The 14,629-nt window shown below is 33.4% G+C and carries 15 protein-coding genes; 5 read left to right on the forward strand and 10 right to left on the reverse strand.

The window, feature by feature from the left end; translation table 11 throughout:
* The 4 genes from ISP71_07730 to ISP71_07745 all read right to left on the reverse strand — a co-directional run.
* A partial coding sequence (locus ISP71_07730) for a hypothetical protein (protein ID MBL6663975.1) occupies positions 1 to 575 on the reverse strand: 575 nt, incomplete at its 3' end.
* 2 nt (positions 576 to 577) lie between these two features.
* Positions 578 to 1,879 (reverse strand): phage integrase SAM-like domain-containing protein, encoded by a 1,302-nt coding sequence (locus ISP71_07735; protein MBL6663976.1) that lies wholly within the window; start codon positions 1,877 to 1,879, stop codon positions 578 to 580.
* Positions 1,880 to 2,540: 661 nt separating this feature from the next.
* Positions 2,541 to 3,740, reverse strand: a complete 1,200-nt coding sequence (locus ISP71_07740; protein MBL6663977.1) for a 3-deoxy-D-manno-octulosonic acid transferase — start codon at positions 3,738 to 3,740, stop codon at positions 2,541 to 2,543.
* A gap of 3 nt (positions 3,741 to 3,743) precedes the next feature.
* Complete coding sequence (locus ISP71_07745) at positions 3,744 to 4,481, reverse strand: hypothetical protein (GenBank protein MBL6663978.1); 738 nt, start codon at positions 4,479 to 4,481, stop codon at positions 3,744 to 3,746.
* 98 nt (positions 4,482 to 4,579) lie between these two features.
* Here ISP71_07745 and rfbB point away from each other — a divergent pair, with 98 nt between their 5' ends.
* Both rfbB and ISP71_07755 read left to right on the forward strand, forming a co-directional pair.
* Positions 4,580 to 5,626: a dTDP-glucose 4,6-dehydratase gene (gene rfbB, locus ISP71_07750; protein ID MBL6663979.1), complete on the forward strand. Its 1,047-nt coding sequence runs from the start codon at positions 4,580 to 4,582 to the stop codon at positions 5,624 to 5,626.
* Positions 5,627 to 5,694: 68 nt separating this feature from the next.
* Entirely contained in the window at positions 5,695 to 6,363 is a 669-nt protein-coding gene (locus ISP71_07755) for a capsular biosynthesis protein (protein MBL6663980.1), read from the forward strand.
* Here the strand turns inward: ISP71_07755 and fabD are convergent.
* From fabD to ISP71_07770, 3 genes are read right to left on the reverse strand one after another with little or no spacing between them, the layout of a single operon-like run.
* A complete protein-coding gene (gene fabD, locus ISP71_07760; GenBank protein ID MBL6663981.1) occupies positions 6,358 to 7,242 on the reverse strand; it encodes an ACP S-malonyltransferase in 885 nt (294 codons plus the stop codon). The two genes, ISP71_07755 and fabD, sit on opposite strands and share 6 nt — an antisense overlap.
* 10 nt (positions 7,243 to 7,252) lie before the next feature.
* Positions 7,253 to 7,843 carry a GTP cyclohydrolase I FolE gene (gene folE / locus ISP71_07765; protein ID MBL6663982.1) on the reverse strand — a complete coding sequence of 197 codons (591 nt, stop codon included), beginning with the start codon at positions 7,841 to 7,843 and terminating at the stop codon, positions 7,253 to 7,255.
* Positions 7,844 to 7,846: 3 nt separating this feature from the next.
* Positions 7,847 to 8,260 (reverse strand): 6-carboxytetrahydropterin synthase, encoded by a 414-nt coding sequence (locus ISP71_07770; protein ID MBL6663983.1) that lies wholly within the window; start codon positions 8,258 to 8,260, stop codon positions 7,847 to 7,849.
* Positions 8,261 to 8,323: 63 nt separating this feature from the next.
* Between ISP71_07770 and mqnB the strand changes: the two genes are divergently transcribed.
* On the forward strand, positions 8,324 to 8,899 hold the full coding sequence (gene mqnB, locus ISP71_07775) for a futalosine hydrolase (GenBank protein ID MBL6663984.1): 576 nt from the start codon (positions 8,324 to 8,326) through the stop codon (positions 8,897 to 8,899).
* On the forward strand, positions 8,896 to 9,708 hold the full coding sequence (locus ISP71_07780) for a 1,4-dihydroxy-6-naphthoate synthase (protein MBL6663985.1): 813 nt from the start codon (positions 8,896 to 8,898) through the stop codon (positions 9,706 to 9,708). The genes mqnB and ISP71_07780 overlap by 4 nt, the downstream gene beginning before the upstream one ends.
* On the opposite strand, the gene ISP71_07785 is transcribed toward ISP71_07780, so the two are convergent.
* Together ISP71_07785 and ISP71_07790 are read right to left on the reverse strand one after the other, a co-directional pair.
* The gene (locus ISP71_07785) at positions 9,705 to 10,040 is read right to left on the reverse strand and encodes a MerR family transcriptional regulator (GenBank protein MBL6663986.1); all 336 of its coding nucleotides are present in this window, start codon (positions 10,038 to 10,040) and stop codon (positions 9,705 to 9,707) included. The two genes, ISP71_07780 and ISP71_07785, sit on opposite strands and share 4 nt — an antisense overlap.
* The gene (locus ISP71_07790) at positions 10,040 to 11,011 is read right to left on the reverse strand and encodes a M23 family metallopeptidase (GenBank protein MBL6663987.1); all 972 of its coding nucleotides are present in this window, start codon (positions 11,009 to 11,011) and stop codon (positions 10,040 to 10,042) included. Before ISP71_07790 ends, ISP71_07785 begins: the two co-directional genes overlap by 1 nt.
* Before the next feature lie 107 nt (positions 11,012 to 11,118).
* Between ISP71_07790 and alaS the strand changes: the two genes are divergently transcribed.
* Positions 11,119 to 13,713 (forward strand): alanine--tRNA ligase, encoded by a 2,595-nt coding sequence (gene alaS / locus ISP71_07795; GenBank protein MBL6663988.1) that lies wholly within the window; start codon positions 11,119 to 11,121, stop codon positions 13,711 to 13,713.
* Here alaS and ISP71_07800 read toward each other — a convergent pair.
* Positions 13,710 to 14,627, reverse strand: coding sequence for a phosphatase (locus ISP71_07800; GenBank protein MBL6663989.1), 918 nt, complete (start codon positions 14,625 to 14,627; stop codon positions 13,710 to 13,712). The genes alaS and ISP71_07800 overlap by 4 nt on opposite strands.
* Positions 14,628 to 14,629 lie beyond the last annotated feature (2 nt).

Genomic DNA, 14,629 nt, shown 5'->3' on the forward strand with positions numbered 1-14,629 from the left:
ACAAAATCTGCTTTAGTTCCTTTCCATTTTAGTGTTTCAATTTTCTTGATTGTGGGTGAGTTGTTCAACTTTTCATCTATTAGCTCAATAAATTTTCTCCAGTTTTTAAACTCATATTTGAAAATTAACTCTTCCAAATCAAATACTTCCTTAATGTCAATATCACAAAATAAATCTGATAAAATTTGATATAGAGGGGATTTTAATGCAAGTGCTTTTAGCGAATAAGTATTGTAGCTTTTTAATTCTTCAATATTATTTTGAATATAATCACCGATTTTTATTTGATAACTTAAAACTTCTTTTGAGTTACTTTTTAAAAAGGGAATAGAAAAATCATTTTTCACTAAAAAAGATAAGTGTTCTATAAAATTGACAGGAGTCATATCTTCATAAAGACTAATCTCCCTGTAGGATATATATCTTTCTAAATCACCTTTCAAAATTTTTAGTAACTCAGTATTATAGTTATTAGAGTATGTTTTAAGTAGAAAGTGTAAATCATAATCAGAAACAGTATCTTTTATTTTACGAAACAATTTTCCTGTTGATTTCTCAATGTTGTCTGTACTCATTTTTAAGCTTTTTTAAGAAACTTTAGTTTTGGTTTATTCTTTTGCTCTTTTTTAAAGATTTTCATCATTGGTGCTATATGGCTTTCATCACTCTTGTTTATGTATTTAAGAAAAGTACTTTCCTTTGTGTGACCTGTAACACTCATAATCATAGGAGTGCTTGCTTCTTTGTTATAGTAGTAATTAGTTGCAAATGAACGTCTGCCAGTATGTGTTGTAATGTACATATACTTTGGTCTTGTGCCCTTTACTTTTCTTTTAGTTTTAGGGTCATATAGTTTTCCAACAGTTAAATCGTTTATCTCTGCAAGTTCACAAATTTTCTTAAAGTATTTATTTAACTTTTGGGTTGATACTTTGTAAGGAAGCCCATTTCTATAGATTTCTTCAACCTTAGGATGAACAGGAATGGTAACCTTTTTATTTCCCTTGTGTTGTGTTATATCAATTATAAGATTTCCATCTTCCTTTGTTTTAAAGACTCTAGAATCAGCAACTTTCAATAAATCTTGACCTCTTTGTCCTATGTGGCAAGCTATAACGAGCCACTTTCTGGCATTAACTAATGCTTCTGATTTTAAATCAACCTCTTCTATTCGTTCTATTTCATTTTTATTTAAATAAACAACATCTTCATCATCATCATAAGTCTTAATTTCACCTAATTTAAATGAATGAAAATCAATTGGAAGGGGCAATCCTTTTGAATTGGCGTATCTACAAACTACACGTAAATCAGCTATTTTTTTATTTGAATATACAGCAGAGTAATTATTGTCTGTTAAAAGCCAAGACCTAAACTCATTCAATAACATTGAGTTTAATTGAATTAATCTTATGCTTTTGTTCTTTTGAAATTCTGAAAATAAAGTTTTTAATCTTTTATATGCTTGTATTCTTGATTTAGATAATCCAATACCTCCTTTAGAATTGTTTATAGTATTAGCATTATCTATTAAATTCTGAATTAAGTCTAAAACAAAATCACTTTGGGTTGTTTCGCTTACTCTCTTAAAGAATAAATCAATTTGAAAACCTAACCAAGTGCTATTTAAAATTTCATTACTAGCATTGGCTTGATTTACCTTATTGTAGATGTGAGTCTCTAATGCTTTTAAATCTACAGCCAAATTTTTGTTGATAGGACTTGTTTGTTTAGGGTATCCTTTAGAATAACTCCATTGATTTTTAGCAATAGTAAAGCCTGTTTTTTTCATATAGTCCCTCCCTCTACCCAAACTTAACCTTAGGTAAATTGATAAAGTGTCAGACTTTCCTTTTAGCTGGTATTTGATTGTTGCCATTAATGATTTGTTTGTTCAAATTTAATAATTCCCAACATATTCCCAACAATTATATTACTTATTTAAACCAAATGAAACTTATTTAAACATCTAATATTTTTTATGAATAAGATATTTTAATCAGAAATGTGTTATGTTAACAGCTATGAATCTAAAAAGATTAATAAATGGTAACACAGGGTTTCAAGTCCCGCCCTGGGTACAAGCCCTCGAATAATCGAGGGCTTTTTTGTTTTAAGTTATTCAAATATACTTTATAGCTACAAAAAAAAGAGTTTTAAGCTGTTGCGGTGGTTAAAAGACCACGACAATAGCAAAAACTCTAATTAAGTATTAGTGAAGTTATCGAAAACAGTTCGCAAGATCACGCTAATACTAAAGGCTTAAAATTCAGGCTTAAAGGACAATCGAGTGCCGCTTATTTTAGGATTAAATATAAAAAGCACTCATTTCTGAGTGCTTTTTGCTTAAGGGAGGTAAATAAGTCTATGTCAGTATAATTAACATAAAATCAGAGAAGTAAGCTCTGTATTCGTCTTTTCCACAACAAAGAAACGCTACTTTTTTGAATATAGCACTATAGTTTTTGACGACTAATAAAATTATATGGATGAAATGGGATATTTGCCGATAAACAAAATTCTAAAACCTTAAAAATGACTTAAATCGCATCATTTATAGCATTAATAATCATTGTGTTTGCACCTTTTTTTTCTGAAATAAAGGCTAAAGCGTCATTTTCACTATGGCTTCTATGGTCAATAAGTTGTTTAATAGCTGTCTCTAACTCATATTCGTTCTTGATACTTTGTGCAATACCTGCACGAATCGCTTCTTTTGCTTCTTCGTATTTATGGAATTTAGGACCAAAAAATACATACGAGCCAAAGGCTATTGCCTCGAGAATATTGTGTAATCCCTTACCAAAAGCACCTCCAATGTAACTAAGGTTGGCGTATTGATACAATTGTGATAAAATTCCAATACTATCTATGATTAAAATAGAGTGATTTTTGACGTTATCTTTATTAGCTTGACTGTAGAGTAAACCATATTTTTTTAAATCATTGCAAAGTTCTATTTCATGAGGAGCTAAAATAAATTTTACTTCTGGCATTCTATTGCTGATGTTTATCAGCATTTTACTATCAATTTTATAAGTGCTTCCAGCTACTATTAGTGGGCGAGAACCTTTAAATGATTTGATGTAAGGAATTTCTTTTGATTGAATACTATCTTCAAATACTTTGTCGTATCTATTGTCTCCGCTAACTGTAACTTGATGAATACCTTTATTATTCAACAGAGTTTTGGATACTTCATCTTGAACAAAGAAATGACTAACGTCTTTTAGTATGCCAAGGTGCCATTTTCCATAAAATTTAAAAAGATAGTGTTGGGGTCTAAAAATAGCCGAAACTACATATGTTGGAATTGATTTATGATGCAGTTTTTTGAAAAAGTTAGGCCACAATTCTGACTTTATAAAAATGGCAATTTTAGGTTTTGTCCTATCTAAAAAGCTATCAGCATTAGCTGAAGTATCTAAAGGTAAATAGGCTTTATAATCTACATGCTCATTTTTTCCAGCATTTAAATAACCAGAAGGAGAGAAAAATGTAAGTAAAATTTTATGTTCTGAATGTCTTTGTTTTAAAGCCTCAATAATAGGTTTGGCTTGCATATACTCGCCTAATGAAGCACAATGGAACCAAATAACTTTCTCTGTTGTGCCGTCTGGCAAATAATCCTCTAAATTTTTTCTTCCATTCAGCCATTGCCTAGCTTTTAATGAAAAGGGACTAGATAGATAAATGATTGCCCCGTAAAGTCGAATGATTATTTGATAAATTAAATTCATCTATTAAAAATAATAGAACTCCCTTGTTGAACGCTTACTGATTGGGACTATCCATCCAAATTTAAAGCCCAAGAATGAATCGTTTCGCATTTCGTCTATTGGGCCGCCAACAATGTGGTTGTAACTTCTTTGATTGTATGAAAAGGCTCGCATCAATTCCATACCTGCATAAAAATGTATGCCACTTTTTTTACTGATGCTTAAATAACCCATAAATGCTGATGTACTCAGTCCACTGGCCAATTGGTCGTACATCTTTTTATGTTCAGTATCCAATTGAGGAACGGTAGAGTTTTTGACATCAATTCGTATTTTATGTTGGTGAAATCCGATACTACCATAAGCTAATAGTCCAGAATTTTCGTGCATGATTGGGTATAGATAGCCTAACTTTAAGTTAGTGTTAAAACCTCTTTCGCTGAGAAGAATTTCTGCTATTTGACCATTTTTGTCAATGATATTATAATTGTCATCCATCAAGTGGTCAAGAATAGTCGTGTCCTTGACTTGGCTACCAAACAAAAAAGAACCACTTAATGATAAATAGATATTATTGTCATTTATTAAAGATAGTTCTAAACCTAAATTAGAGTTTACACCAAAGTCAGCTTTCATATCTGCTAAAGGAAACTGTAGTTCATAGAAAGGCGAAATAAAAACTACCTTTTCTTTAGCATCTTCACCTTGAGCATATATCCGTAAAGTGCTTAAGAGTATTAGTAAAACAGTTGAAAACTTCATTTGAAAAATTTTATGCTAAGTTAAATATTATCAACGCAATTACTAACGAAGATTTGATAGATTTATTGATTACATTTGTTGAGATAAATATTTGTGTGATGAAAACGATTCTAATAACAGGTGGGGCAGGATTTATTGGCTCTCATGTAGTGAGGTTATTTGTAAACAAATATCCTGATACACAGATTGTCAATTTAGATAAACTTACTTATGCCGGAAATCTAGAAAATCTTAAAGATATCCAAAATAAGTCCAATTATATTTTTGAAAAAGGTGACATTGTTGATTCTAATTTTATCAACGATTTGTTTGATAAGTATAAATTTGATGGTGTTATACATTTAGCTGCTGAATCTCATGTAGATCGTTCCATTTCTAATCCCTTAGAATTCATTCAAACCAATGTTGTAGGGACTTTTAACCTATTGCATGCGGCTAAAAATCTTTGGAGAAAAAATTTCGATGGCAAATTGTTTTATCATGTATCAACAGATGAGGTGTATGGTTCTTTAGGAGCTGAAGGCTTTTTCTTAGAAACAACGCCATATGACCCACAGTCTCCCTATTCATCATCGAAAGCAAGTTCTGACCACTTTGTGAGAGCCTATGGTAATACCTATGGTCTCCCGTTTATGATTTCTAATTGTTCTAATAATTACGGTGAAAATCAATTTCCTGAAAAGCTGATTCCATTATTTATTAATAACATAAGAAACAATAAATCTTTACCAGTATATGGAGATGGCTTATTTACTCGGGATTGGCTATATGTTGTCGATCATGCAAGGGCTATTGATACAGTTTTCCATAATGGTAAAATAGGTGACACATATAATATCGGTGGATTTAATGAGTGGACTAATATTGATTTGATAAAACTACTTTGTGGTATTATGGATGAGAAATTAGGAAGAGAGCAGGGCAGTTCCGCACAACTAATTACTTTTGTAAAAGATAGACCTGGACACGATAAGCGTTATGCTATCGATGCCACTAAAATCAAAACCGAACTAGGGTGGGAGCCTTCGTTGCAATTTGCTGAAGGGCTAGAAAAAACAATAGACTGGTACCTTAATAATCAAGATTGGTTAGATAATGTAACCTCTGGAGAATACCAAAACTACTATCAAAACCAATACCAATAATGTTTTCATTTTTTAAAAGAAAAGATAAAAATCTTGAACCTATAAATTTTGATTCATTAGTTTGCGATATGCATTCACACTTGATTGCAGGTATTGATGATGGTTCTCCTGATTTAGAAACCTCAGTTCAAATTATTAAGAATTTACAATCTTTAGGTTTTAAGAAAGTTGTCACTACTCCTCATATAATGCACGATTTTTATAGAAATACACCTGAAATTATTTTGGGTGGATTGAAAGATTTGCAAGATGAGTTAAAAAAACAATCTATTGATGTTGAGGTCTCGGCAGCAGCAGAGTACTACATTGATTATGATTTTGAAGCCAAAGTCGATTCTGGCGAGAAATTTTTAACAATGGGAAATAATCAGATGTTGATAGAAACCTCTTTTATTTCTGCGCCTCCCAATTTTGGAGATGCTATTTTTAAATTACAACTTGCTGGTTACAAGCTTATTTTGGCACATCCAGAACGCTATGGTTTTATGACTTTTGAAGATTTACAAACCTACAAAACACGCTCTTTAAGTCTTCAATTAAATCTACTTTCTCTATTAGGCTATTATGGCCCGCCAGCCAAAGCAATGGCTGAAAAACTAATTGAAAATAATATGGTGGATTATGTAGGTACTGACTGTCATAACCTTCATCAATCTTCTTTGTACTCTAAGTGCTTTACCAACAAACATTGGCATATGTTAGTAAATAGTGGTACTCTAAAAAATCAAATGTTATAGTATTTGAGCACTTTCGGTCTCTAAAGCTCTATCCATCTTTTTGAATAAACCTTGCAATACTTTTCCCGGACCAACTTCAGTTACAGATGTTAATCCATCTTTTTGCATTTGTTGCATGGTCTGAGTCCATTTGACAGAAGCTGTCAGTTGTTTTATCAAATTGCTTTTTATTTCTTCAGGATTAGTTTCCGCTTTAGCAGTAACATTTTGATAAATTGGGCAGTCACCTTTTTTGAATGGTGTACTTTCAATAGCCGCTGCTAATTCAATTTGGGCGGGTTCCATAAGTGGAGAATGGAAAGCACCTCCAACAGGCAATTGTAACGCTCTTCTTGCACCAGCGTCAGTTAATTTTTGACAAGCCTCTGCAATAGCTTCATTAGAACCAGAAATTACCAATTGACCAGGGCAGTTATAGTTGGCAGGAACAACCACTCCATTTATACTTTGGCATACCTCTTCTACGATTTTATCTTCAAGTCCTAAAATTGCTGCCATAGTAGAAGGGTTTTGCTCACAGGCTTTTTGCATAGCCAAGGCACGGTTATAGACTAATTTTAGCCCATCTTCAAAAGTCATGTAGTTGGCAGCAACAAGAGCAGAGAATTCGCCCAAAGAATGACCAGCAACCATATCGGCTTTGAATTGACTTCCTAATACTTTGGCAAGTATAACGGAGTGTAAAAAAATAGCTGGTTGGGTAACTTTAGTTTGGGTAAGATCTTCTTTTTCACCTTCAAACATTATGCGAGTAATGTCAAATCCTAAACTATCATTAGCTTGTTTAAAAAGACTTTTTGCTAGTTCAGAGTTATCAAATAAATCCTTACCCATTCCAGTAAATTGTGCCCCTTGTCCGGGGAAAACATATGCTTTCATAATCGTGTTTTTAACGTATTAAATTCATAAACTCTAATCTTGTCTTTTCGCTTTCCAGAAAAGCACCAGAAAATGCCGATGTAGTAGTGAGTGAGCTTTGTTTTTCAACCCCTCTCATTTGCATACATAAATGACGTGCTTCCATTACTACGGCTACTCCTTTAGGTTTCAAAGTGTCTTGAATGCAATCTCTTATTTCGTTGGTCAATCGTTCTTGGACTTGTAGTCTTCTTGAGAAGGCATCCACGACTCTTGGCAATTTACTTAGACCTACAATATTACCATCAGGAATGTAGGCTATATGAGCTTTCCCAAAAAAAGGAAGGAGGTGGTGTTCGCACAAGGAGTAAAATTCAATTTCTTTAACAAGAACCATTTGGCTGTAATCTTCTGAAAACATAGCAGATTGTAATATTTCTGTTGCATTCATTTCGTATCCCTGAGTAAGAAATTGCATAGCTTTAGCTACTCTCTCAGGGGTTTTTATCAAGCCTTCTCTTGAGGGGTCTTCACCTATCAGTTCCAACACTTTAGAATAATGTTCTTTTAGCGATTCTATGTTTTTACTATCGTATTGTTCTTCTTTTTTGTATGCTCCCATTTCTTATTTTCCAAAATATTCAACGAAGTTATTTTCTGTTTCTTGAACCTTGATGCAATGTAATGTAGCTCCTAACTGCATAATGTTTGCTTCTAATTCTTGCCAAATAGCTATAGCTAGAACTTCAGTAGATGCCATTTTATCTTTCATAAAATCGACATCGAGATTAAGATTCTTGTGGTCTAACTTATCAATTACTTTTTCTTTAATGATTTTAGCTAAATCTTTTAAATTAACTACAAAACCAGTATCTGCATTGACTTTTCCTTTGACCGTAACGAATAATTCGAAATTATGGCCGTGCCAGTTTTTGTTGGCACATTTCCCAAAAACTTCAATGTTTTTCTGCTCATTCCAATTGTAGTTCCAGAGCATGTGAGCGGCGTTAAATCGTTCTCTTCGAGTAATGTAAATCATATTTTCCTTTTGAGCTCGGCAAATATACGACCTTTTACACAAAGGAATTGGTATCTTTGCACTATGAATGTATTAGTTGTTACGGCTACAAAAGAAGAGCTTAGCATAGCTTTAGACAATCACCTTGTAAGTGGTGTTGGTATGGTTTCTACTGCTATTGCCGTAACTAATGCACTTAAATCTAAGCACTATGATTTGGTAATTAATGCAGGTGTAGCAGGTTCATTTAATAGGTCTCTAGAACTCGGAGATGTTGTTGAAGTCAATGAAGATTATTTATCGGAGTTAGGAGCTCAAGATGGCAATCGATTTCTAACACCTGAGGAAATGAATCTAGAAATGAAAAATCGAGTGCAAATGCCCAAAAGAACACAATTAAAATCGGTGCGAGGCATTACTGTAAATACGGTGCATGGCGATGAGTTGTCCATTATGAAAATTGTGCATAGACTCAATCCACAAGTGGAAAGTATGGAAGGAGCTGCTTGTATGTTGGCTTGTCAAGAAGCTAATGTGCCTTGTGTTCAAATTCGTTCCATTTCCAATTATGTAGAGAAAAGAAATAAGTCTAAATGGGATATGACTAAAGCCATAATTAACTTAAATAAAGAGCTACAAAATTTCATTTCCACACTATGAAGTTGACTTTAGCATATTCTCCTTGTCCTAATGATACCTTCATTTTTGATGCTATGGTTCATCATAAGGTGGATACTGAGGGTTTAGAATTTGAAGTTCAGTTACACGACGTTGAAGCCTTGAATGTGATGGCTTTTGATAATAAGGTAGATGTCACTAAACTATCTTACAACGCTTTTTTACACCTTTTTAAAAAGTACGCCCTACTCAGTTCTGGTTCTGCTTTGGGTGAAAAATGTGGTCCTCTACTGATTGCAAAACAAGATATGATTAAGTCATTTAATGCTCAATCCTTAGTGGCTATTCCTGGTAAATATACTACGGCCAATAGTTTATTTTCATTAGCATTTCCAAACAATACCAATACAAAAGAAATGTTGTTTTCAGAAATAGAAGATGCTGTATTGAAAGGTGAGGTTGATGCTGGCGTTATCATTCATGAAAATCGATTTACCTATCAAGAAAAGGGTTTAGAAAAGCTGATGGACTTAGGAGAATATTGGGAAGAACAAACACAATTACCCATACCTTTGGGTGGCATTGTAGTTTCAAAATCTTTAGATAGTTCTGTACAGAAAAAGATACAACGGGTGTTAAGACGTTCTATAGAGTTCGCTTTTAAGTTTCCACAAGAATCACACGACTATGTTAAACAACACGCTCAAGAGATGGATATTGACGTGATGAATAGTCATATTCAATTGTATGTCAATGAGTATTCACTAGAGCTAGGGAATAAGGGTAGGGAGGCTGTATACTATTTATTCGATAGTAAGGGAATTTCTAAAAATGATTTAGAGATTATCTAGAGTCCTTCTTTAAGCTCTACTAAGAAGCTTCTTATTTCTTTTAATCTTGATATAATTTCAAAATTATTTATAGTATCTTCTTTGTTTTCTTTGAGTTTGTTTTTCGCACCTTCTAGGGTAAATCCTCTCTCTTTGACAAGATGAAATATCAACTTCAGATTTTCAAAATCTGCTGCCGTAAACATTCTATTACCTTTTTTATTTTTTTTAGGTTGAAGGATATCAAACTCCTTTTCCCAAAATCGAACTAGAGAAACGTTGACATTGAGTGTTTTTGACACTTCACCAATGGAGTAATATAATTTTTCTATTGGTTTATCTTTGTAAGGCATTAGTCGAAAGATTGGTTTTCTTGCGAAGAAAGTTCTAGCATACGATCAAACTCTTCTGGTGATAAGTCGTTGTGGAAGTAATAAGCAGGATTAATTTTCTTACCGTCTTTATGGACCTCATAGTGAAGGTGAGGAGCAGTAGATTTTCCACTACTACCAACATATCCTATGATATCACCTCTTTTTACTTTTTGCCCTTTTCTGACTGTATATTTTGTCATATGAGCATATAAAGATTCGTAGCCAAAGCCGTGATTTATCACCACATGATTACCAAATCCTCTTCTACTTTTCTGGACCTTAGCAACTGTACCATTTCCTGTAGCGTAAATAGGGGTGCCTTTAGGTGCCGAAAAATCTACACCATAGTGAAATTTAAGCTTCTTATAATAGGGGTCTATTCTCCTTCCATAACCAGAGGCTATTCGTTTTAACTCTTTGTTCTTGACGGGTTGAATAGCTGGTATAGAAGCCATCATTTCCGACTTTTTTAAAGCCATATCTATGACTTCATCAAAGGATTTAGATTGTATATAAAGTTGCTTAGATATTTGGTCAATTTTCTTAGAAGTGGATATCAATAAATCGGAATTGTTATAGCCTTCTAAATCTTTGTAGCGATTGACACCACCAATACCAGCTTTACGTATGGAGTTAGGTATGGGGTCTGCTTCGAAAATAACACGGTAGATATTATCGTCTCGGTCTTTAATATTTTCTAGTACTGCTGCAAGCTGTACCAAATTTTTATCCATTAATTCATATTCTAGTACTAATTTATCTAATTCCCTTTTTAGCATCTTTTCTTTTGGGCTGTCAAAGAAATTAAAAGCAGCAATAACCATAAGTAGTCCAAAAAAGCTACTAGCAGATAAAAAAACGAGGATATTTTTAAGTCTTGTTTTCCAAGTTTTTTCTATTCTCTTGAATGAAAGAGTTTTTTTATCGTAAAAATACTTTGCCTTTTTCATAAGGTATTTTGGCTAAATTTGCCACAAAAGTAATTAATTCGCAGATAATATGCGATTACTCGCTGGTTATTGTTAACAAGAGGGTGTGAATTTGAAATAGAAAAATAATGAAATCGAAAGTTATTCGTCAACAATTTTTAGACTTTTTTGAAGGTAAAAATCACCATACTGTTTCATCGGCTCCTATGGTAGTTAAAGATGATCCTACTCTTATGTTTACCAATGCTGGTATGAATCAATTTAAGGATTATTTTTTGGGCAATTCTAATCCGAAATATGCTAGGGTTTGCGATACTCAAAAATGTTTGAGAGTTTCTGGAAAGCATAATGATTTAGAAGAAGTCGGTTATGATACCTATCACCATACCATGTTTGAGATGCTTGGTAATTGGTCTTTTGGAGATTACTTTAAAAAAGATGCTATCGAATGGGCATGGGAGTTGTTAACTGAAGTTTATAAGATTGATAAGGACAGACTTTATGTTTCTGTTTTTGAAGGAAGTAAGGAAGATAATCTTCAAAAAGATAATGAAGCTTTTGATATTTGGTCAACCCTCATAGATAGTAGTCGAATTATTGATGGCAACAAAAAAGATAATTTTTGGGAGATGGGTGATACAGGTCCTTGTGGTCCTTGCTCAGAAATACACATAGATATTCGTTCTGATGAAGAACGTAGTAAAGTAGATGGCAAAACCTTAGTAAATGCTGATCATCCTCAAGTTATTGAGGTTTGGAATTTGGTCTTTATGCAATACAACCGCAAATCCGACGGTAGTTTAGAAAAATTACCTCAAACGCATGTCGATACGGGTATGGGTTTCGAGCGTTTGTGTATGGTTTTACAAGGTGTGCAATCCAATTATGATACGGACATTTTTCAACCTTTGATTCAAAAGATAGCATCGCTTTCAAACAAAATATATGGTAAAGATGAAAAAGATGACATTGCTATGCGTGTTATTGCTGATCATCTCAGAGCGGTATCTTTTTCTATTGCCGATGGTCAATTGCCATCAAATACTGGTGCTGGTTACGTTATTAGACGAATTTTAAGACGTGCTGTACGTTATGCTTTTACCTTTTTAGATGCTAAAGAACCATTCATGTATCAACTGGTTGAGGTCCTAGTTCAAAATATGGGCGGTCAGTTTGAGGAACTCAACTCTCAATTTGAGCTTATTCAAAAAGTCATTCAAGAAGAAGAAAATTCCTTTCTCAATACCTTAGATGTGGGAATCGCTAGATTTGAAAGTCTTCAAGTCAACAACGATGTTCTTTCTGGAAAAGATGCTTTTGAGTTATACGATACTTACGGATTTCCAATTGACCTTACTCAGTTACTAGCTCAGGAAAAAGGTTTTCAGGTCAATATTGATGAGTTCAATTCATTTTTAGAAGAACAGAAAAATCGATCACGTCAAGCTTCGTCTTTAGAAACTGAAGATTGGGTAGTAATTTACGAGGACGAAGTTGAGGAGTTTGTTGGTTACGACCTAACAGAATCTAAGGTTAAGATTGTAAGACACAGAAAGGTTAAGCAAAAGGGCGAAGAATTTTATCAATTGGTTTTTAATTTAACACCGTTTTATCCAGAGGGAGGCGGTCAGGTTGGTGATACTGGTACTCTTTCAAGTGACAATGAAACTATTGAGATTTTAGATACTAAAAAGGAAAATAACTTAATTGTTCATTTCTGTACTGAATTACCAAAGAATACTTCTGCAAAATTTGTTGCTAAAGTAGATATTGATAAAAGAAATAGAACAGCCAATAATCATACCGCAACACACCTTTTACATGAAACACTTAGAGAAGTTTTAGGAGATCATGTTAGTCAAAAAGGTTCTTTAGTTAATGCTGAATATTTGCGTTTTGATTTTTCGCATTTCTCTAAAGTTTCATCTGAGGAAATAAAGCTTATTGAAGATAAGGTTAATCAAAAAATACGTCAGAATTTATTACTTGAAGAACACCGTAATTTGCCCATTGAAAAAGCACAAGAAATGGGTGCTATGGCATTATTTGGTGAAAAGTATGGCGATGTAGTGCGTGTAATAAAGTTTGGCACATCGGCAGAATTATGTGGAGGTATTCACGTACCATCTACTAGTCATATAGGCTTGTTCAAAATAGTTTCTGAAAGCGCTGTAGCTTCTGGAATAAGAAGGGTAGAGGCAATTTCTTCTGAACAAGCCATGTCGTTCTATGAGGACAGACTAAGCATGATAAATGAGCTAGGAACTATGCTCAAAACACAGGACGTGATGAAGTCTGTTCGTCAGTTGATAGAAGAAAATCAACAACTAAATAAAAAGGTTGCACAACTGAATACTGCAAAGGCTGGAGATTTAAAAACTGATTTGTTAAAAGAGTCCAAAGAGATTAATGGTGTAGATTTTATTGCCAAATCGGTAGAGCTTGATGCTAAGACCATTAAAAACTTAGCTTTTGAGCTAACCAAGTCTAATGACAATCTTCTTTTAGTATTAGCTTCACAAACTGATGGTAAAGTAACGCTTACTATTGCACTTTCTGAAAAGCTATCTCAAGCCAAAGGCTTGCATGCAGGTAATATGGTAAGAGAGTTAGCTCAAGAAATTAAAGGTGGTGGGGGTGGTCAAGCATTTTTTGCTACCGCAGGAGGTAAAGATGCTTCAGGAATTCCTACTGTCTTGCAAAAGGCTGAAGATTACCTTTAAAAATAGTAGTGCATAGCACCTTCTTTTAGGGCGTATTTTGAGCGTATTATGTCTTGAATATCAAATTCTCTCAATACAAAATTGATGAGTAAAACTGATAGAACTATCATATCAGCTCGCATAGTAACGATTCCTTTGGTATTTAGTCTTTCAGCAAGTGTACTTTGAATCAGAAAATCTTGAGCCCACTTATAGTGTTCCAAATCGAGGTCACAAGATGATTTATTATTTTTCAATTCTAAATTATTGAATTTATATCCAATCATTTCTACTAAGGTATCAAATGAACCCGATGAGCCAATCAATGTTTTGCATGGAAAGGCTTGGATATTCTCAATCAAATCTTTTAGCTCACTTTTCAAGTGATGCTCAATCGTTTGTATTTCTTCTTGAGTAATAGGATCTTTGGGTTTGAATAATTCTTTAAGTCTTGAAACCCCTAATTGATAACTTTTTTTCCATTGAACACCCTCTGCATTGGCAATTATAAATTCAGTACTACCACCACCAATATCCATTATGAGCTTATAATCTAAGTCAAATTGTATTGTTTTTTTGACACCTTGATAAATCAGTTCTGCTTCTTTATCTCCATCGATAACTTCTATTTTTAAAGCTAGTTTTTCAAAAACTTCGCTGACAAAATCACCACCATTTTTTGTGGAACGTATAGCAGACGTAGCAAAAGCTCTTACCTTATCCACCTTATGTTCTTTTATAGTAATTAGGTGGTCTTCTAAGGCTTTAATTCCTCTCTGGTAAGGAGCTTGAGCAATGATACCTTTATCTATACCTCCTTCTCCTAATTTAACAGCAATTTTATTTTTAAAAATGGTTTTTTGACTTTCACCTGTTTTATCACAAATCAATAAATTAAATGTGTTTGTTCCTAAGTCAATGATAGCAATTCGCATAT

The sequence above is a fragment of the Flavobacteriales bacterium genome, from assembly GCA_016779995.1.
Taxonomy (GTDB): domain Bacteria; phylum Bacteroidota; class Bacteroidia; order Flavobacteriales; family UBA7312; genus UBA8444.

Coding starts and splice junctions, on each gene's coding strand:
- ISP71_07735 (MBL6663976.1), bottom strand. CDS start 1,879: ATGGCAACAATCAAATACCAGCTAAAAGGAAAGTCTGACACTTTATCA.
- ISP71_07740 (MBL6663977.1), bottom strand. CDS start 3,740: ATGAATTTAATTTATCAAATAATCATTCGACTTTACGGGGCAATCATT.
- ISP71_07745 (MBL6663978.1), bottom strand. CDS start 4,481: ATGAAGTTTTCAACTGTTTTACTAATACTCTTAAGCACTTTACGGATA.
- rfbB (MBL6663979.1), top strand. CDS start 4,580: ATGAAAACGATTCTAATAACAGGTGGGGCAGGATTTATTGGCTCTCAT.
- ISP71_07755 (MBL6663980.1), top strand. CDS start 5,695: ATGCATTCACACTTGATTGCAGGTATTGATGATGGTTCTCCTGATTTA.
- fabD (MBL6663981.1), bottom strand. CDS start 7,242: ATGAAAGCATATGTTTTCCCCGGACAAGGGGCACAATTTACTGGAATG.
- folE (MBL6663982.1), bottom strand. CDS start 7,843: ATGGGAGCATACAAAAAAGAAGAACAATACGATAGTAAAAACATAGAA.
- ISP71_07770 (MBL6663983.1), bottom strand. CDS start 8,260: ATGATTTACATTACTCGAAGAGAACGATTTAACGCCGCTCACATGCTC.
- mqnB (MBL6663984.1), top strand. CDS start 8,324: ATGAATGTATTAGTTGTTACGGCTACAAAAGAAGAGCTTAGCATAGCT.
- ISP71_07780 (MBL6663985.1), top strand. CDS start 8,896: ATGAAGTTGACTTTAGCATATTCTCCTTGTCCTAATGATACCTTCATT.
- ISP71_07785 (MBL6663986.1), bottom strand. CDS start 10,040: ATGCCTTACAAAGATAAACCAATAGAAAAATTATATTACTCCATTGGT.
- ISP71_07790 (MBL6663987.1), bottom strand. CDS start 11,011: ATGAAAAAGGCAAAGTATTTTTACGATAAAAAAACTCTTTCATTCAAG.
- alaS (MBL6663988.1), top strand. CDS start 11,119: ATGAAATCGAAAGTTATTCGTCAACAATTTTTAGACTTTTTTGAAGGT.
- ISP71_07800 (MBL6663989.1), bottom strand. CDS start 14,627: ATGCGAATTGCTATCATTGACTTAGGAACAAACACATTTAATTTATTG.